The sequence below is a fragment of the Micromonospora echinospora genome (genome assembly GCF_014203425.1).
In the GTDB taxonomy this organism is placed as follows: Bacteria; Actinomycetota; Actinomycetes; order Mycobacteriales; family Micromonosporaceae; genus Micromonospora; species Micromonospora echinospora_A.
The window spans coordinates 5594704-5612992 of sequence record NZ_JACHJC010000001.1 but is presented as its reverse complement, the minus strand read 5'-3'; the positions used below and the strand labels follow the sequence as shown (position 1 = coordinate 5612992).

Annotated in this window: 17 protein-coding genes and 1 tRNA gene; 12 read left to right on the top strand and 6 right to left on the bottom strand. The window is 70.2% G+C overall.

Going from position 1 to position 18289, the window contains the following annotated elements; translation table 11 throughout:
• Positions 1-27: 27 nt before the first annotated feature.
• Together FHU28_RS25025 and FHU28_RS25020 are read right to left on the bottom strand one after the other, a co-directional pair.
• Positions 28-777, bottom strand: a complete 750-nt coding sequence (locus tag FHU28_RS25025) for a helix-turn-helix domain-containing protein (protein WP_184686850.1) — start codon at positions 775-777, stop codon at positions 28-30.
• 31 nt (positions 778-808) lie between these two features.
• Positions 809-885: transfer RNA gene (locus FHU28_RS25020), tRNA-Leu, on the bottom strand.
• A gap of 104 nt (positions 886-989) precedes the next feature.
• Between FHU28_RS25020 and FHU28_RS25015 the strand changes: the two genes are divergently transcribed.
• From FHU28_RS25015 to polA, 11 genes are all read left to right on the top strand, one after another.
• The gene (locus FHU28_RS25015) at positions 990-1610 is read left to right on the top strand and encodes an ANTAR domain-containing response regulator (protein ID WP_030503803.1); all 621 of its coding nucleotides are present in this window, start codon (positions 990-992) and stop codon (positions 1608-1610) included.
• 36 nt (positions 1611-1646) lie between these two features.
• Complete coding sequence (locus FHU28_RS25010; RefSeq protein WP_184686849.1) at positions 1647-2855, top strand: beta propeller repeat protein; 1209 nt, start codon at positions 1647-1649, stop codon at positions 2853-2855.
• Positions 2856-3112: 257 nt separating this feature from the next.
• On the top strand, positions 3113-4273 hold the full coding sequence (locus FHU28_RS25005) for a branched-chain amino acid ABC transporter substrate-binding protein (RefSeq protein ID WP_116507347.1): 1161 nt from the start codon (positions 3113-3115) through the stop codon (positions 4271-4273).
• 105 nt (positions 4274-4378) lie between these two features.
• Positions 4379-5329, top strand: coding sequence for a branched-chain amino acid ABC transporter permease (locus FHU28_RS25000; protein ID WP_116507345.1), 951 nt, complete (start codon positions 4379-4381; stop codon positions 5327-5329).
• The gene (locus FHU28_RS24995) at positions 5326-6465 is read left to right on the top strand and encodes a branched-chain amino acid ABC transporter permease (protein WP_184686848.1); all 1140 of its coding nucleotides are present in this window, start codon (positions 5326-5328) and stop codon (positions 6463-6465) included. Before FHU28_RS25000 ends, FHU28_RS24995 begins: the two co-directional genes overlap by 4 nt.
• Complete coding sequence (locus tag FHU28_RS24990; RefSeq protein WP_376700829.1) at positions 6458-7303, top strand: ABC transporter ATP-binding protein; 846 nt, start codon at positions 6458-6460, stop codon at positions 7301-7303. The genes FHU28_RS24995 and FHU28_RS24990 overlap by 8 nt, the downstream gene beginning before the upstream one ends.
• On the top strand, positions 7293-8003 hold the full coding sequence (locus tag FHU28_RS24985; protein ID WP_184686847.1) for an ABC transporter ATP-binding protein: 711 nt from the start codon (positions 7293-7295) through the stop codon (positions 8001-8003). The genes FHU28_RS24990 and FHU28_RS24985 overlap by 11 nt, the downstream gene beginning before the upstream one ends.
• 32 nt (positions 8004-8035) lie before the next feature.
• A complete protein-coding gene (locus tag FHU28_RS24980) occupies positions 8036-8947 on the top strand; it encodes an ABC transporter substrate-binding protein (protein WP_184686846.1) in 912 nt (303 codons plus the stop codon).
• Between the two features lie 2 nt (positions 8948-8949).
• The gene (locus FHU28_RS24975) at positions 8950-9921 is read left to right on the top strand and encodes an amino acid ABC transporter permease (protein ID WP_184686845.1); all 972 of its coding nucleotides are present in this window, start codon (positions 8950-8952) and stop codon (positions 9919-9921) included.
• Entirely contained in the window at positions 9918-10721 is an 804-nt protein-coding gene (locus FHU28_RS24970; RefSeq protein ID WP_311773647.1) for an amino acid ABC transporter ATP-binding protein, read from the top strand. The genes FHU28_RS24975 and FHU28_RS24970 overlap by 4 nt, the downstream gene beginning before the upstream one ends.
• 72 nt (positions 10722-10793) lie before the next feature.
• Positions 10794-13493, top strand: coding sequence for a DNA polymerase I (gene polA / locus FHU28_RS24965; RefSeq protein WP_184686844.1), 2700 nt, complete (start codon positions 10794-10796; stop codon positions 13491-13493).
• Positions 13494-13574: 81 nt separating this feature from the next.
• Here polA and FHU28_RS33325 read toward each other — a convergent pair whose 3' ends face one another.
• The 4 genes from FHU28_RS33325 to FHU28_RS24940 all read right to left on the bottom strand — a co-directional run bounded on the left by FHU28_RS33325 (position 13575) and on the right by FHU28_RS24940 (position 16303).
• Positions 13575-14816, bottom strand: coding sequence for a hypothetical protein (locus FHU28_RS33325; RefSeq protein WP_425326179.1), 1242 nt, complete (start codon positions 14814-14816; stop codon positions 13575-13577).
• A gap of 40 nt (positions 14817-14856) precedes the next feature.
• Positions 14857-15204, bottom strand: a complete 348-nt coding sequence (locus FHU28_RS24950) for a DUF3140 domain-containing protein (RefSeq protein WP_184686842.1) — start codon at positions 15202-15204, stop codon at positions 14857-14859.
• Positions 15191-15409 carry a hypervirulence associated TUDOR domain-containing protein gene (locus FHU28_RS24945; RefSeq protein WP_030503817.1) on the bottom strand — a complete coding sequence of 73 codons (219 nt, stop codon included), beginning with the start codon at positions 15407-15409 and terminating at the stop codon, positions 15191-15193. The genes FHU28_RS24950 and FHU28_RS24945 overlap by 14 nt, the downstream gene beginning before the upstream one ends.
• 90 nt (positions 15410-15499) lie before the next feature.
• Positions 15500-16303, bottom strand: a complete 804-nt coding sequence (locus tag FHU28_RS24940; protein WP_184686841.1) for a class I SAM-dependent methyltransferase — start codon at positions 16301-16303, stop codon at positions 15500-15502.
• Positions 16304-16615: 312 nt separating this feature from the next.
• On the opposite strand from FHU28_RS24940, the gene rpsA reads away from it, so the two are divergent.
• Positions 16616-18145 (top strand): 30S ribosomal protein S1, encoded by a 1530-nt coding sequence (rpsA, locus tag FHU28_RS24935; RefSeq protein ID WP_184686840.1) that lies wholly within the window; start codon positions 16616-16618, stop codon positions 18143-18145.
• Positions 18146-18289 lie beyond the last annotated feature (144 nt).

Genomic DNA, 18289 nt, shown 5'->3' with positions numbered 1-18289 from the left:
GCGCCGGTCGCCCGCGTCGGGGGCCGGTCACGACTTCGGGCCGACGTGCTGGTCGAGGGCGGCCACTGCCTCCCGGCGGGCCACCGACAGCGAGTTGCGGCGGTTCATCCGCCAGGCGATGCCGAGCCGGTCGAGGGCCTGCTGGCACAGGCCCATGATGTCGGCCGACTCGTTGTTGAACATGTAACGGGGATAGACGTACTCCTTGCCCCGCACGACGACCCGGTTGGCGAAGCGGCACCCGTCGGAGTGGAAGAGGCCGCGCAGGAGGTCGCCCGCCTGGGCCTCGACGATGGGGCGCTGCCAGTCCGCGAGGACGATCGGACGCTGGTGCTTCCTACCGGGCCCGTGTTGGGGGAACAGGCACGGCCAGTGCGTGCCGTAGCTCTGCACGCTGACGCAGCCCGGATGCCGGACGCGCTGGACCTTCTCCGCCAGGACCCGTCGCATGGCGTCGTCGCACGCCTCGATCAGCCCGGGCCAGCTGTCACTGCAGGAGATCCGGAGCACCGGCACCCGCGCGCTGGTCACGAGATGCCCGTCGCCCAGGTAGAGCCCGAGGAGATAGGCATAGGCCGCCGGATCTGTCGGAACGCGGACACCCTCGCGGCAGCGGAAACACCGCAGCGCGGTGCCGTGCTGCTTCGGTTCCGGCCGATCCCTGCACCAGTGCCAGACGGTGCGGTAGTTGAGGCCCACTGCGCGGGCCGCCTCCGCGACGGTGGCCCCGGACAGGAAGGCCTGACGTGCTCGCGCGCGTATCTCGGGTGGATGCACGCGGCCATCTTCGAACGCGCGTACGACGATTTGGTGTCCCCGGTGGGATTCGAACCCACACTGTCGGAGGTTTGAGCTCCGTTTCTCTACCGATTGGAATACGGGGACAGGCTCGCGCGACGCTCTCGCGTCGTGCCATAGGTTACCTACTACGCTAGGGGCGGCGACACCCGGCAGGGCGGGTGTCGAGTTCGAACCGGTGGGAGTGGCTCGTGGGCGAGATGCAGGCGGACGCCGAGCGCAAGCGCGTTCTGATCGCCGAGGACGAGGCGCTCATCCGGCTGGACCTGGCCGAGATGCTCGTCGAAGAGGGCTACGAGGTGGTCGGCGAGGCCGGTGACGGCGAGACCGCCGTCAAGCTCGCCGAGGAACTCAAGCCGGACCTGGTCATCCTTGACATCAAGATGCCGATCATGGACGGGCTGGCCGCCGCCGAGCGGATCGCCGGCGCGCGCATCGCCCCGGTCATCATCCTGACCGCGTTCAGCCAGCGTGACCTGGTGGAGCGGGCGCGGGCGGCGGGCGCGATGGCGTACCTGGTCAAGCCGTTCCAGAAGAGCGACCTGGTGCCGGCGGTCGAGATTGCGCTGTCCCGCTACTCGGAGATCGCCGCGCTGGAGTCGGAGGTGGCCGGCCTCACCGACCGGCTGGAGATCCGCAAGACCGTGGAGCGCGCCAAGGGCGCGCTGATGACGACGTACGGCATGACCGAGCCGCAGGCGTTCAAGTGGATCCAGCGCACCGCGATGGACCACCGAATGACCATGAAGGAGGTCGCCGAGCGGATCCTCGCCGAGACCACCGGCGGCGAGGTCGAGCAGCCGGCTTCCTGACCTGCCGGAAGGCGTCCGATCGATAGGATCGGATCCATGCCTTCCGCGCGCGTCCGGCCGGCGCTCGTCGCCGTGTTGCTCCTGGCAGCCTGTCACGCCACCCCGCGCCCGCTTCCGGTGCCCGCGCCGGTGCGTCCGCAGTGGCGGGCCGTGGAGTTGGCGCTTCCCGCCGGCGCCGTGGGCCGCCCGGTGCCACGTGACGCGGCGCGCTGCGCCGGCCGCTGGTACGTGGTGGGCGGGCTGATCGATCCGGCGGGGGAGACCCGGCCGGCGGCATGGTCCTCATCGGACGGCGTGACCTGGTCGCCGATCCCGGTACGCGCGCAGTCGTTCTACGGCCGCCAGCACGTGCTCTACGCGGTCGCCTGCCGGGGCGACGGGATGGCGGCGCTGGGCGCGAAGACGGGTGGCGTGCACGGCAATCCGCGTACCGGGACGTGGGTCTGGCGGCCGGGCGGGCCGTTGCGGGAGGCGCCGGCGGCGTTCGAGCTGTTCGGCGGCCCGCGCGCGGTCAGCGCGTCGCGGCTGGCGGCCGGGCCGGGCGGGTGGCTGGTCGCCGGGGCGCGCGTCGGCGGCGCGGCGGTGTGGACGTCACCGGACGCCGAGGGGTTCGTCCTGCGCGAGGGCGTCGACGAGCTGGGAAGTGACGGCCGGGGCCGGACTGCTGCCTACGACGTGGCGGCGGTGGGCTCGGGCTGGCTGGTGGTGGGGTCACTGCTGCCGCCCGGCGGGGCGGCCCGGGCGCCGCTCGCGTGGTTCTCGGCCGACGGGCGGGTGTGGCGGCGGGCGGCGTTGCCGGTGCCGAAGGGCGCCGCCGGGGCGGCGGAGCGGGTGGCGCCGGCCGACGGCGGGCCGGTGGTCCTCGGGCCGGTGGGCGACCGGTTCGCGGTGTGGCGCGGGTGCGACGACTGCGGCTCGCGGTCCGCGGGGCCGGTGGGTACGGCGCAGGGATGGCGGCGGGTCGGCGGGTTCGGTACGGCGGGTCCCGGGGTGCCGTCGGTGGATGCGCTCGCGGCGTCGGGGCGGCGGCTCGTCGCGGTGACCGGTGACGGGGCTCAGCGACGGCTCTGGATGTCGCGTGACGGCGGCGCGTCGTGGCTTCCGGTGATCACTCCGGTGCCGGTGCCGGACGGTGGCGACGCCGCGCTGGCGGTGGCCGTCGGCGACGCCGGGCTGTTCGTGGCCACCGACGACGGGAAAACGTCCCGTGCCTGGTGGGGGTCGTTGCCGGCCATCGATCGGTAGCGGGTGATCGATGATGGGCCCGTTACCGAGGATTAGTCGGTCAGAGCCTTTCCCCGCCTTCGGTTCTTACGGCGATCGGCTTGAATCCGCCACCGCGTGTAACGGTTCGGTCAACCCCGCTTTCCAGGTCTTACGCCGCCGCTCGCGGTGGGATAACGTCCCGCCCCAGACCGGCGACGACGGTCTTGGTTCGTCCACCCCGCAAGGGCCAATCGGCGGTGGGTGGTTCGGATCATGGACGGAGGAGGGTTCGGGCCTTGAGGCAGAAGCTCGCACGCGTGATCGGCGGGGTCGCCATGCTGGCGCTCGTCGCCGGTGGCACCGCTTGTTCCAGCGGCAGCGACGATGAGGGTTCCGGGGGCAGCGCCTGCGGGAGCAAGATCGCTTTCTTCGGCGCGCTGACCGGTAGCTCGGCCGCGCTGGGCATCAACGAGAAGAACGGCGTCAAGCTGGCCGTCGACAAGTACAACAAGGAGAACCCGGACTGCAAGGTCGAGCTCGCCGAGCTCGACTCGCAGGGCAGCCCGGACCAGGCGCCGCAGCTGGCCCAGAAGGCGATCGACGACACCAAGATCCTGGGTGTCGTGGGTCCGGCCTACTCGGGCGAGTCCGAGGCCGCCGGTCCGCTGTTCAACGAGGCCGGTCTGGTCACCATCACCCCCTCCGCGACCCGTCCCAGCCTCGCCGAGCAGGGCTGGAAGACGTTCTTCCGCGCGGTCGGCAACGACCTGAGCCAGGGCCCCGCCGCCGGTAACTACATCAAGAACGTGATGAAGGCCGACCGGGTCTACGTCATCGACGACCAGTCCGCGTACGGCGCCGGCCTGGCCGACGAGGTCAAGAAGGTGCTCGGCGCCTCGGTCGTGGGCAGCGACAAGGTCCAGGGCGAGGGCAAGCAGGTCGAGTTCTCCGGTGTGGTCACCAAGGTCAAGGCCGCCAACGTGAAGGCGGTCTTCTACGGCGGCTACTACCAGGAGGCCGGCCTGATCCGTAAGCAGCTCACCGCTGCCGGTGTCACCGCTCCGCTGGTCGCCGGTGACGGCGTGAACGACGGCGCGTACATCACCTCCGCCGGTGCTGCCGCCGCCGAGGGCACCATCCTCACCTGCCCCTGCGCTCCGTCCACCGAGGCGCGCGGCACCTTCGCCGCCGACTTCAAGGCGCTCAACGGCACCGACCCGGGCACCTACAGCGACACCGCCTACGACGCGGCGACCATCCTGCTGGCGGGCATCAAGGCCGGCAAGAGCACCCGCGCCGACCTGCTGGAGTTCGTGAAGGGCTACAGCGGCGAGGGCGTGGCCGCCAGCTACAAGTTCGTCGAGGGCGGCGAGCTCGACCCGGCGCAGGTCAAGGTCTGGGCGTTCAAGGTGCAGGGCGGCAAGGTCGTCCCGGACCAGGAGATCCCCAAGTCCTGAGCGTTCGATCGCTGGACTGGCGATTGAGTAGTGATCGCGGGTGCGGCCGGGAGCTGGCTCCCGGCCGCACCCTCTTTTTCTCTTGAGCGACGGAGCGTCCCTCCCTTGGACTTCGACGGATTGTTCTCCAACTTCGGGGAACTCACCACGACCGGCTTGACGCAGGGCGCCATCTACGCCCTGGTCGCGCTCGGCTACACGCTTGTGTACGGCGTGCTAAGGCTCATCAACTTCGCCCACTCCGAGGTCTTCATCGCCGGCGCGTTCGCCGCGATCTGGACCTGGAACGGATTCGGACTCGACCAGAACTCGCAGGTCAGCGGCCTCGGCTCGATCCTGTTCTACCTGCTGGTGGCGATGATCGTGGCAGCCATCGCCTCGGCGGGCACCGCGACGGTGATCGAACGGGTGGCGTACCGGCCGCTGCGCAAGCGCAACGCGCCGCCGCTGGCGTTCCTCATCACCGCCATCGGCGCCTCGATCGCCATCTCCGAGGCGTTCGGCGTCTACACCCGGCGTCGGCCGGAGGGCGCGCCGATCCTGGTCAGCTCGAAGCCGCTGTTCCACATCGCCGGGGTGCCGATCGACGCGGTGCAGCTGCTCACTGTCGGCTCCGCGCTGGTGATGATGTTCGCGCTGGACCAGTTCATCAACCGCAGCCGTACCGGCCGCGGCATCCGGGCGGTGGCCCAGGACGCCAACACGGCGGCCCTGATGGGCGTCAACAAGGACCGCATCATCCTGATGGTCTTCATCGCCGGTGGCACCATGGCCGGCGTCGCGGGCCTGCTCTACGACGTGCGGATCCAGACGCTCACGTACAGCGTCGGCTTCCTGCTGGGCCTCAAGGCGTTCACCGCGGCGGTGCTCGGCGGTATCGGCAATCTGCGGGGCGCGCTCGTCGGCGGGTTGCTGCTCGGCGTCGTGGAGAACTACGCCGCGGGCCTGTTCGGCAGTCAGTGGAAGGACTTCGCCGCGTTCGCGGTGCTGGTCGTGCTGCTGATGTTCCGGCCGACCGGTCTGCTCGGCGAATCACTGGGGAGGGCACGCGCATGACGACCACCATCGACCCGCCGGAGCGGCGGGAGACGGCGGCGGACAAGCTGCGGCAGGGCCGGCACGCGATCTCGGAGCGCTGGCACCACGCGCCGCGCTGGGTGCGCTGGGTGCTGCTGGTCGCGGTCATCGCGTTCTTCTACGCGCTGCCGAACAAGGAGTTCTACCAGTACCTCGGGCCGATCCCGACGCCCGGCGCGAACTTCACCCAGGTGATGTTCACGGTCTCGATCTACGTGCTGCTGGCGGTCGGGCTCAACATCGTGGTCGGCTTCGCCGGCCTGCTCGACCTCGGCTACTTCGGCTTCTTCGCCGTCGGCGCGTACACCGTGGCGGTGCTGACCTCGCCGAGCAGCAACGTCAAGACGCTGTGGCCGTGGCTGGTGGTGGTGCCGATCGCGATCGGCCTGACCATGGTCTCCGGCGTCATGCTCGGTACGCCGACGCTGCGTCTGCGCGGCGACTACCTGGCGCTGGTGACGCTCGGCTTCGCCGAGATGATCCGGATCGCGGCGGTCAGCTCCGAGTTCCTCAAGGGACAGCGCGGCTTCAACCAGATCCCGCACCCGCCCGGCCAGTACGCCGACGGCCGGCCGTGGTTCGGCGTGCTCGACGCCCGCCCGTACTACTGGCTGGTGCTCACGCTGATCATCCTGGTGGTCATCGGGGTGCGGAACCTGACCCACAGCCGGGTCGGCCGGGCCTGGATCTCGATCCGCGAGGACGAGGACGCGGCCCAGCTGATGGGCGTGCCGACGTTCAAGTTCAAGCTGTGGGCGTTCGCCTCCGGCGCGGCCATCGCCGGCCTGGCCGGCGCGTTGTTCGCCGGTAAGCAGAACTTCGTCAACTCGCAGAACTTCGAGCTGCTCAACTCGATCATCATCCTGGCCGCTGTCATCTTCGGCGGCTCGGGCAACATCGTCGGCGCGATCGTCGGCGGCGGCCTGGTGGCGTACATGATCGAGCGGTTCCGCGGCATCGAGCTGTTCGGCATCGAGCTGTACGAGTACCGGTTCCTCTTCTTCGGCCTGGTGCTCGTGGTGATGATGATCTTCCGGCCGCAGGGCCTGATCCCGAACCGGCGACGGGCGGCGGAGTTCAAGGACCGCCGCAAGGAGGTGATCGTCGGTGAGTGACACCGAGCAGAATCCGAAGGTTCCGGTCCAGGCGGCGGCCCCCGTCGTCGAGACGGTGAGCGAGCGGGAGCCGTTGTTGGAGGTCGACCACGTCACGCTGCGCTTCGGCGGCGTGGTGGCCCTCAACGACGTGGACTTCACCCTCTACAAGGGGGAGATCCTCGGTCTGATCGGCCCGAACGGCGCCGGCAAGACCACCTGCTTCAACGCGATGACCGGCATCTACCAGCCCAGCGAGGGACAGATCCGGTTCCTGGGCCAGAAGATCAGTGGCAAGAAGCGCCACCAGATCACCCGGATGGGCATGGCGCGTACGTTCCAGAACATCCGTCTCTTCCCGGAGATGACCGCGCTGGAGAACGTCCAGGTCGGCGCGGACGCGCACCACAAGACCAGCGTGATCTCCGCCCTGCTGCGCCTGCCGCGGCACTGGAAGGAGGAGCGCGAGGGCCGGGAGAAGGCCGAGCGCCTGCTGGAGTTCGTCGGCATCAGCAAGCGGATGCACGAGTTCGCCCGCAACCTGTCCTACGGCGAGCAGCGGCGGCTGGAGATCGCCCGCGCGCTGGCCACCGACCCGAAGCTGCTCTGCCTGGACGAGCCGGCCGCCGGCTTCAACCCGGCGGAGAAGGAGGAGCTGCTCCAGCTCATCCGGCAGATCCGGGACCAGGGCGTGACGGTGCTGCTGATCGAGCACGACATGCGCCTGGTGATGGGCGTGACCGACCGGATCGTGGTCCTGGAGTTCGGAAAGAAGATCGCCGAAGGGCTGCCCGCCGAGGTGCGGGACAACCCGAAGGTGGTCGCGGCGTACCTGGGGGTGCCGGACGATGCTGCTTGAGATCGAGGACGTGAGCCTGCTCTACGGGCGGATCCAGGCGCTGCACGGCATCAGCCTGACCGTGGACGAGGGGGAGATCGTCGCGCTGATCGGCGCGAACGGCGCCGGCAAGTCCACCACCATGCGGGCGATCTCCGGCATCCGGCCGGTCGCCTCCGGCCGGATCAAGTTCGCCGGTGAGGACATCACCAAGCTCCGGGCCGACCTGCGGGTGCGGCGCGGGCTGTGCCAGGCGCCCGAGGGCCGGGGCATCTTCCCCGGCATGTCGGTGCTGGAGAACCTGGACATGGGCGCGTACACGCGGCGCGACAAGGCCGGCATCGCGCAGGACCTGGCCCGGGTGCTGGACCTGTTCCCGCGGCTGGCCGAGCGGCGCAAGCAGGCCGGCGGCACGCTCTCCGGCGGTGAGCAGCAGATGCTCGCCGTCGGCCGGGCGCTGATGAGCCGGCCGAAGCTGCTGCTGCTCGACGAGCCGTCGATGGGTCTCGCGCCGATGCTCATCCAGCAGATCTTCACGATCATCACGGAGATCAACCAGCAGGGCACCACGATCCTGCTGGTGGAGCAGAACGCCCAGCAGGCGCTGGCGCGCGCCCACCGGGCGTACGTGCTGGAGACCGGCCGGATCGTCAAGAGCGGTTCCGGCACGGACCTGCTGCACGACCCCTCGGTCAAAGAGGCATACCTCGGCGTGGCCTGACCGACCGACCCCTCGCAATAAGGAGTACAGCCATGTTCCACTCCAACCCCGGACGGCGGGCGGCGCTCGGCGTCGCCGGTGCGGCCGTCCTGCTGCTCTCCCTCGCCGCCTGCGGCGAGAAGGAGAACTCGGCCGAGCCGGGCGACGGCCCGTCGGTGTCCGCCACGGCCGATTCCAACCTGGCCGCGAAGGTGCCGGACGCGATCAAGGCCGACGGCGTGATCAAGGTCGGCACCGACTCGACGTACGCCCCGGCCGAGTTCCTCGACCAGGACGGCAAGACGGTGGTCGGCTTCGACGTGGAGCTGTTCAACGCGGTGGCCCAGAAGCTCGGCCTCAAGGCCGAGTACGAGTCGGCGCCGTTCGACGCGATCCTGCCCGGCGTGGGTTCGGGCAAGTACGAGGTCGGCGTCTCGTCGTTCACCATCAACGCCGACCGTCTGAAGACGGTCAACATGGTGAGCTACTACTCGGCGGGCACCCAGTGGGCGACCAAGAAGGGCAACCCGGCCGGGGTGGACCCGGAGAACGCCTGCGGCAAGAAGATCGCCGTGCAGGTCGGTACGGTCCAGCTCGACGACATCACCGCCCGGTCGAAGAAGTGCACCGACGCCGGCAAGCCGGCGATCAAGATCGACCAGTACCAGGCGCAGAGCGACGCCACCGCCGCCGTGGGCAGCGGCAAGAACGACGCCATGCTGGCCGACTCCCCGGTCGGCGCGTACGCGGTGAAGCAGAGCAACGGTCAGCTCGAGGTGCTCGGCGACATCTACGAGTCGGCGCCGTACGGCTACGCGGTGAACAAGGAGCAGCAGGCGTTCGCCGAGGTGCTCAAGGAGGCCGTGCAGGCGGTCATCGCCGACGGCAGCTACAAGGCGGCGCTCAGCAAGTGGGGTGTCGAGGGCGGCGCGATCACCAACGCTGAACTGAACCCGTCGGTCTGACCATGTCGGCCGACACATCCGGACGGGCACGGCCTGAACCGATCAAGGCCGTGCCCGTGCGGCACCCCGGGCGCTGGGCCGGTGTGGCGGTCATCGCCGTGCTGGTAGCGATGTTCGTGCACATGCTGGTCACGAACTCCGCGTTCCAGTGGTCGTTCATGGTGGACGAGATGTTCCGCCCGCCGATCATCGAAGGGCTGCGCGGCACCATCCTGCTGCTGATCACGTCGATGGTGATCGGCATCGGCCTGGGCATCGTCATCGCGATCATGCGGCTGTCGCCCAACCCGGTGCTGCGCGGCGTGGCCTGGGTCTACACCTGGTTCTTCCGGGCGGTGCCGCGGCTGGTGCTGGCGATCCTCTTCGGCAACCTCGGCATCCTCTGGTCGCGGCTGGAGTTCGGTCTGCCGTTCGACAGGCAGATCGGCGCCCTGTTCGGGTTGCACGACTTCGAGGCCCGGCTGTTCGGGTTCAGCGCGGTGGACATCCTGACCGGCTTCGTCGCCGGCATGCTGGCGCTGGGTCTGTCCGAGGCCGCGTACATGGCCGAGATCGTCCGGGCCGGCATCCAGTCGGTGGACGAGGGGCAGACCGAGGCGGCTCAGGCGCTGGGCATGAGCCGGGCGCAGATCCTGCGGCGGATCGTGTTGCCGCAGGCGATGCGGGTGATCATTCCGCCGACCGGGAACGAGACCATCGCGATGCTCAAGGACACCTCGCTGGTGGCCTTCGTGCCGGTGTCGATGGAGCTGTTCTTCCAGCTCAAGGCCGTCGGTTCCCGAACCTTCCAGCCCTTCCCGATGTACGTCGCCGCGACGCTGTGGTATCTGCTGCTGACCAGCGTCCTGCTGGTGGGGCAGTACTACCTGGAGCGGCACTACTCGAAGGGTTTCGGGCGCAGTACGCGGGCTCGACAGCGGCTGCGAGGGCTCGCCGCCGAGAGCGGCAGCACGACGAGTGGGACGGCGCAATGACGGACACGACCGCTTCCCCGCAGGCGCCGACCGCCGAGTCCGGGCTGATGGTGCGGGCCGAGCAGGTGCACAAGTCGTTCGGGCCGCTGGAGGTGCTCAAGGGCATCGACCTGGAGGTCCGCTCCGGCGAGGTGTGCTGCCTGCTCGGGCCCTCCGGCTCCGGCAAGTCGACGTTCCTGCGCTGCATCAACCACCTGGAGAAGATCGACGCCGGCCGGATCCGGGTGGACGGCGACCTGATCGGCTACCGGGAGCGCGGCGGCAAGCTGTACGAGATGCGGGACAAGGACGTGGCCGCGCAGCGCCGCGCCATCGGCATGGTGTTCCAGCGGTTCAACCTGTTCCCGCACATGACGGTGCTGCAGAACGTCATGGAGGCCCCGGTGCTGCTGCGCCAGGCCAAGAAGGCGCAGGCCCGGGAGCACGCCGCTCAGCTGCTGGACCGGGTGGGACTGGGCGACAAGCTCGGCGCGTACCCCGGTCAGCTCTCCGGCGGACAGCAGCAGCGGGTGGCGATCGCCCGGGCGCTGGCCATGCGGCCGAAGCTGATGCTGTTCGACGAGCCGACCAGCGCGCTCGACCCGGAGCTGGTGGGCGAGGTGCTGGACACGATGAAGGACCTGGCCCGCGACGGCATGACGATGATCGTGGTGACCCACGAGATCGGCTTCGCCCGGGAGGTCGGCGACCACCTCGTGTTCATGGACGGTGGCGTGGTCGTCGAGCAGGGCGACCCGCGCGAGGTGATCTCGGCACCGAAGCACGAGCGGACCAAGGCGTTCCTGGCCAAGGTTCTCTGACCTCGGCCTCCGGTGCGGCGCGCGCCGCACCGGAGGCCGGAGTTGTCGGGCGTACGGACTAGAGTCGCTGCCGTGACAGCTACGACGCCGCGCCTGCTCCTCGTCGACGGACATTCCCTGGCATACCGGGCTTTCTTCGCCCTGCCTGTGGAGAACTTCTCCACCACGACGGGGCAGCCGACCAACGCCGTCTACGGCTTCACCTCGATGCTGATCAACGTGCTGCGCGACGAGCAGCCGACGCACATCGTCGTGGCGTTCGACGTCTCCCGCCGCTCCTTCCGCACGGACAGGTACGCCGAATACAAGGCCGGCCGCAGCGAGACCCCGACCGACTTCAAGGGCCAGGTCAGCCTGGTCAAGGAGGTCCTCGCCGCGCTGCGCGTGCCGGTGGTCGAGCGGGAGGGCTACGAGGCCGACGACGTCATCGCGACGCTCGCCTGCCAGGCCCGCGACCAGGGCATGGACGTGCTGATCACCACCGGCGACCGGGACGCGTTCCAGCTCGTCGGGGAGCAGGTCACTGTGCTCTACCCGCGCAAGGGCGTCTCCGACCTGGCCCGGATGGACCCGGCCGCGGTCGAGGCGAAGTACGGCGTCACCCCGGACCGCTACCGCGACCTGGCCGCGCTGGTCGGCGAGACCAGCGACAACCTGCCCGGCGTGCCGGGCGTCGGCCCGAAGACCGCGGCTAAGTGGATCAACCTGTACGGCGGCGTCGAGGGCGTGGTGGCCCGCGCCGACGAGATCAAGGGCAAGGCCGGCGACAGCCTGCGCGAGCGGCTCGCCGACGTGATCCGCAACTACGAGATCAACCGCCTGGTCTCCGACCTGGAGCTGCCGGTACGCCCCGAAGACGCCCGCTGGCAGGGCTGGGACCGCGAAGCGGTGCACCAGGTCTTCGACACGCTGCAGTTCCGCATCCTGCGCGACCGGCTCTACCAGTACCTGGAGGCGGTCGAGCCGGAGGCCGAGGCGGGCTTCGACCTTGACGGCGAGGTGCTCACCGAGCCGGGCGCGCTCGCGGGCTGGCTCGACACGCATGCCCCGGCGGGCGCCCCGGTGGGTCTGGCTGTCACGCTCGACACCGGCCCCAACCGCCGGCACACCGCCACGGTGACCGCTATGGCGCTGGCCACCGCGGGCGGCGCGGGCGCCTGGTTCGACCCGAGCGCCCTGGGCGCCGATGACGAGGCCGCGCTGGCCGGGTGGCTCGCCGACGCCGAGCGCCCGAAGGTGCTGCACGACAGCAAACCGGCGGTGCTGGCGTTCGCCGCGCACGGCTGGGAGCTGCAGGGCATCGCCCGCGACACGCAGATCGCCGCCTACCTGGCCCGCCCCGACCAGCGCTCCTACGACCTGACTGACCTGGCGCTGCGTTACCTGCACCGGGAGCTGCGTGTCGACGCGCCGGAGACCGGGCAGCTCACGCTCGACGGGCTCGGCGACGAGGGGGTGGCGGAGCAGAACCTCATGCTCCAGGCCCGCGCCACGCTCGACCTGGCCGACGCGATCGACGCCGAGCTGTCCCGCGACGGCGAGCAGTCGGCCCGGCTGATGGCCGGCGTCGAGCTGCCGCTGATGCGGGTGCTCGCCACCATGGAGCGCACCGGCATCGCCGCCGACACCGACTACCTCTCCGAGCTGGAGGCGCACTTCGCCGCCGAGGTGAAGGCCGCCGCCCAGAGCGCGTACGAGGTGGTCGGCCGCGAGTTCAACCTCGGCTCGCCGAAGCAGCTGCAGGAGATCCTCTTCACCGAGCTGGGCCTGCCGAAGACCAAGCGGATCAAGACCGGCTACACCACCGACGCCGACGCGCTCCAGTGGCTCTACGCGCAGACCGAGCACCCGCTGCTGCACCACCTGCTGCGCCACCGGGATGTGGCCAAGCTCAAGTCGACAGTGGACGGCCTGCTCAAGTCGGTCTCCGACGACGGCCGGATCCACACCACGTTCAACCAGACGGTGGCGGCGACCGGGCGGCTGTCCTCCACCGAGCCGAACCTGCAGAACATCCCGATCCGCACCGAGGAGGGGCGGCGGATCCGGCGCGCGTTCGTCGTCGGCGAGGGCTACGAGTGCCTGCTCACCGCCGACTACAGCCAGATCGAGATGCGGATCATGGCGCACCTGTCCTCGGACGACGCGCTGATCGAGGCGTTCAACTCGGGGCACGACTTCCACGCCGCCACCGCGTCGTCCGTCTTCACCGTCGAGGTCGGCGAGGTCACCGCCGATCAGCGCCGCAAGATCAAGGCGATGAACTACGGCCTGGCGTACGGGCTCAGCGCGTTCGGCCTGTCCCAGCAGCTCGGCATCTCCGCCGAGGAGGCGCGCGGGCTGATGGAGAACTACTTCGCCGGGTTCGGCGGGGTCCGCGACTACCTCCAGGAGGTGGTGGCCCGCGCCCGCCAGGACGGCTATACCTCCACCATCCTGGGCCGCCGCCGCTACCTGCCCGACCTGGTCAGCGACAACCGGCAGCGCCGGGAGATGGCCGAGCGGATGGCGCTCAACGCCCCGATCCAGGGCTCGGCGGCCGACATCATCAAGGTCGCGATGCTGCACGTCGACAGCGCGCTGCGCGACGCCGGGCTGCGGTCGCGGATGCTGTTGCAGGTGCACGACGAGCTGGTCTTCGAGGTCGCGCCGGGCGAGCGGGAGACGCTGGAGGCGCTGGTGCGTAAGCAGATGGGCGAGGCGTACCCGCTGTCGGTGCCGCTGGAGGTGTCGGTGGGCGAGGGCCGCGACTGGAACAGCGCCGACCACTAGTCGTTCTTGTCCGCGCCATCGCCATCCTTATAGTGGTCGATATTCATCAACTTCGAAGGGGTGGATGGCGATGGGTGTACGTCAGATGGTGAGCCGGCTGGCGGCGGCCGGATTGCTGGCCAGCGTGGCGGCCCTCACGCCCGCCACGGCGGCGCAGGCGGCCCCGACCGGGTGCAGCGCCTGGGACTTGGCCGGCGTCGGGTACGCGACCTGCACCGGCGGCACCGGCACCGTCTGGGTGACGGTCCACTGCATGAGCATCTGGGGAGATGAGTGGAGCCGCTCGGGCCCCAGAGTGGCGGTCGGCGGGGTGTCCACGGCGACCTGCCCGTTGCCGAAGTGGTCGGTGCAGGAGGTGTGGTACCAGACGGCTGGCTGAGCCGTGGCGGCTCCGCTCCGGGCGGCTGCCGCCGCCCGGTCACCGCTTGAGGGATCGTGGCCGATGCCGGGATCAAGCGGGCCGGTCAGAGACCGAGCAGCGTGGGCATCGCGTTGAGCGCGCCGTGCACCACCAGCAGCGGCCACATCCGGCGGTACCGGGACCACAGGTAGCCGAGGAAGAGCCCGAGCACCCCGTGGTTGACCAGCACTGTGGCCAGTTCGACGCCCGGCCGTCCGGTGCCCTGGATGGCCACGTGCCAGACCGCCCACACCAGCGACGCGAGCACGATCGCCGCCCAGCAGCGACTCCCACCGGGTCTGCAGCCACCGCCTGTAGAAGACCTCCTCCAGCAGCGCGTTCACCGCGAAGGCCACCAGCAGCGTGACTACCAGCTCGACCGGCGTGACGGTCCGCCCCCAGTCGCTGGCCGGCACGGCCAGCGGCGTCGCGTAGCTGAGCACCAGCCACACCGCCACCGGCAGCGCCGGACCCCACCGGTGGGCGGCGTCCGCCGGGGCCGGGCCCGGCCGCCACCGCGGCGGCCGGCGGCGCGCGGCCAGGAACACAGCGGCCGGTACGCCGAGCAGCAGCGCGAGCTTCAACACCGTGTACGCGGGCTCGCCGCCCAGCAGCGGCATGACGGCGGCGAACGCGATCCCGGCCAGCAGCAGCGGCACCGCCTCGCGGTACGGCGCGACCGGGTCCGGCCACCTCGGGTCGGACGCGGGTGGGATCAGGCGGATCAGCGCGATCCCGGCCAGCGCCGGGATCCAGCGGCTCCACATCGGTACGGTGCCGTCGTGGTCGGCGCTGTACCGGACACCGGTGTTCCCGGTCGCCACCAGGACGATCACCGCGACGGCGATGAGCCCGAGGCCCGCCAGGAGGACCACCCGCCCGGCGCGGGGATGACGGCCGGCGGTCGAGACGTCTGTCGTCATCGCCCGCACGGTACCAACGTGGGGCGAACGACCGGCCGGCTCAGCTCTTGAGCGGGTCGTGACCCCAGTTCATCAGCGACCAGCGCCACCTCGTGTCGCGGACGTCCCCGGAGGGGCGTTGGGCCAGGTGCCGGTGGACGTATCCGATCACCTTGCGCATGTGCTTGTAGTCGGCGGCGGTGAGGTCGGCGCGCTTGCGCCGCAGCAGGTCGACGATCCGGCGGCCGGAGTCGTGCCCGACCGACTCGCCGCCCTGGGTGCCCTTCTTGTGCCAGCCGACGTGCTTGGACTCGTCGGTCTCCAGCCAGCGGGACAGCTCGCCGGGCTTCATGTTCACCGCGTCGGTGAACTCCCGGTACGTCTGCTGCGGGTCCTCAGCGCGACTCATGGCGCAGCACCTCCGGTCGGTGGGCGACGTCGCGGCCCGAGTCGTCGTTGGTGATCCGGTACTGCGGCTGTTCCGGGGAGGCGTTCACGGTGTGCCCGCGGACGTGGGTGCGCTCGGTCAGCTTCTCCTTGACGACCCCGTACGCCCGGCCGCTGTGGCTGGCCCAGGAGACGTGGTCGCCGGCGCGGAACTCCTTCTCGGCCATGCCGGACGGTTACCCGCCGGGGATACCGAGTAACGGCGTCGTCAGGGCCGGATCTCCACGATCGGCAGCTTGATCGCGAAGGGGAACCGGTCAGTTCGTCGGCTTCTCGGCCACGAAGATCGCGGTGCCGGGGAAGAGTTGTCCGCGCAGCGGGCTCCACTGGCCCCAGATCCCCTGGTGCCCGGCCGGCCACTCCGGCTCCACCAGGTCCAGCAGGCGGAAACCGGCGCCGACCAGCTCCCGGATCCGGTCGCCGAGCGTGCGGTGCTGCTCGACGTACGTGGCCACGCCGTGCTCGTCCTGCTCGACGTAGGGGGAGCGGTCGAAGTACGAGTGCACGGCGGTCAGCCCGCCCTGGCCCGGGTCGTCCAGGAAGATCCAGCGCATCGGGTGGGTGACCGAGAAGACCCACCGGCCGCCGGGGCGTAGCACCCTTGCCACCTCGCGCATCGCCGCCGCCGAGTCGTCCACGAACGGGATCGCGCCGAAGGCGGTGCAGACGGCGTCGAACGCGGCGTCGGCGAACGGCAGGGCGAGCGCGTCGGCCTGCACCAGCGGCACGCGTACCCCGGTGCGGTCGGCGGCTTCGGCGGCGTGCCGCAGCATGCCGGCGGAGAGGTCCAGCGCGACCGGCCGGGCGCCCTGGGCGGCGAGCCAGCGGGCGGCGGCGGCCGCGCCGGCGCCGAGTTCGAGGATCCGGCGGCCGGTCACGTCGCCGAGCAGCTGGGCGTCGGCCTCGCGCAGTCCTTCCGGGCACCAGACGAAGTCGACGTCGCCGAGGAACGCGCCGTGCTCGGCCTGGTACGCGTCGGCGTCGGTGTCCCACCAGCCGCGGTTGGCGCGGCGGATCTCACCGGCCTCGACCCGTCGGCGGGTCACCCTGTCGTCGTCCACCCGTCCACGCTAGGTCCGGTGGCGCCGGGCCGGTCGGGTGGGGTGGCGGTTGGGACGGATGTGACGGACGAGACAGCTGTGGCACCTTACCGCGCAAAATCTCCGCTTTCGCAGACGATGAGTTCGCGCGGACCCGGGAGGGCTTGCACGCTGTGGTAATGCAGCGGGTAGGCTAGACGATGCGCTCGCGGATCGTGTGCCTCGGCAGGGAGCAGGTGCGCGGTCACCGGAGCCACTAATGATCTTCTCGCGTCGATCGTTCGGTGTGCCCGGCGACGGATCCGTTGGCGCGGAAGAGTCACTGCGACACCCATGCCCGCTGTGACAACCCATCCGACCGGAGCAACCGCCCACATGACGAGCAGCATCGAGGCCACCTCGAGCGCCAACAAGGTCACCCACGACGACCTCGGCTCTGAGGAAGCTTTCCTCGCCGCGATCGACGAGACCATCAAGTACTTCAACGACGGCGACATTGTCGAAGGCACCGTCGTCAAGGTCGATCGGGACGAGGTCCTGCTCGACATCGGCTACAAGACCGAGGGTGTCATCCCCTCTCGGGAGTTGTCGATCAAGCACGACGTGGACCCGGCCGAGGTCGTTTCGGTGGGTGACCACATCGAGGCCCTCGTCCTCCAGAAGGAGGACAAGGAGGGTCGGCTGATCCTCTCCAAGAAGCGGGCGCAGTACGAGCGGGCCTGGGGCACGATCGAGAAGATCAAGGACGAGGACGGCGTCGTCCGCGGCTCGGTCATCGAGGTCGTCAAGGGTGGTCTCATCCTCGACATCGGCCTGCGCGGCTTCCTGCCCGCGTCGCTCGTCGAGATGCGGCGTGTGCGTGACCTGCAGCCGTACGTCGGCCGCGAGCTCGAAGCCAAGATCATCGAGCTGGACAAGAACCGCAACAACGTGGTCCTGTCCCGCCGGGCCTGGCTGGAGCAGACGCAGTCCGAGGTGCGCACCGAGTTCCTCAACAAGCTGCAGAAGGGGCAGGTCCGCAAGGGCGTCGTCTCTTCGATCGTCAACTTCGGCGCGTTCGTCGACCTGGGCGGCGTGGACGGCCTCGTGCACGTCTCCGAGCTGTCCTGGAAGCACATCGACCACCCGTCCGAGGTCGTCGAGGTGGGCCAGGAGGTCGAGGTCGAGGTCCTGGACGTCGACCTGGACCGCGAGCGGGTCTCGCTGTCGCTGAAGGCGACGCAGGAGGACCCGTGGCGTCAGTTCGCCCGCACCCACGCGATCCAGCAGATCGTGCCGGGTAAGGTCACCAAGCTGGTGCCGTTCGGTGCGTTCGTCCGGGTGGACGACGGCATCGAGGGCCTGGTCCACATCTCCGAGCTGGCCGAGCGCCACGTGGAGATCCCGGAGCAGGTCGTGCAGGTCGGCTCCGAGGTCATGGTCAAGGTCATCGACATCGACCTGGAGCGCCGCCGGATCTCGCTGTCGCTCAAGCAGGCCAACGAGGGCTTCGTCGAGGGCGAGGAGCACTTCGACCCGACCCTCTACGGCATGGCCGCGACCTACGACGAGCAGGGCAACTACATCTACCCGGAGGGCTTCGACCCGGAGACGGGCGAGTGGCTCGAGGGCTACGACAAGCAGCGCGAGACCTGGGAGCAGCAGTACGCCGAGGCGCGTCAGCGCTGGGAGGCCCACACCAAGCAGGTGCAGACCTCCCGCGCCGCCGACGCCGAGGCCGCTGCCAACCCGGCTCCGCCCGCCACCAGCAGCACCACCACCTCGACCTCGGCCCCGAGCCGTCAGGCCGAGGAGCCGGCTGGCACGCTCGCGACCGACGAGGCGCTCGCCGCGCTGCGGGAGAAGCTCGCCGGCGGCAAGTGACCGGACGCTGACGCCTGCTCGTCCCACCGGACGAGCCGGCGACTGCCTCTGAACGACGGGCCCCGTCCCCGCGTTCCGCACCAGCGGAGCGCCGGGGGCGGGGCCCGCGTCGTGTGCCGGGCGGGTTTGGCATGCGGACGACGG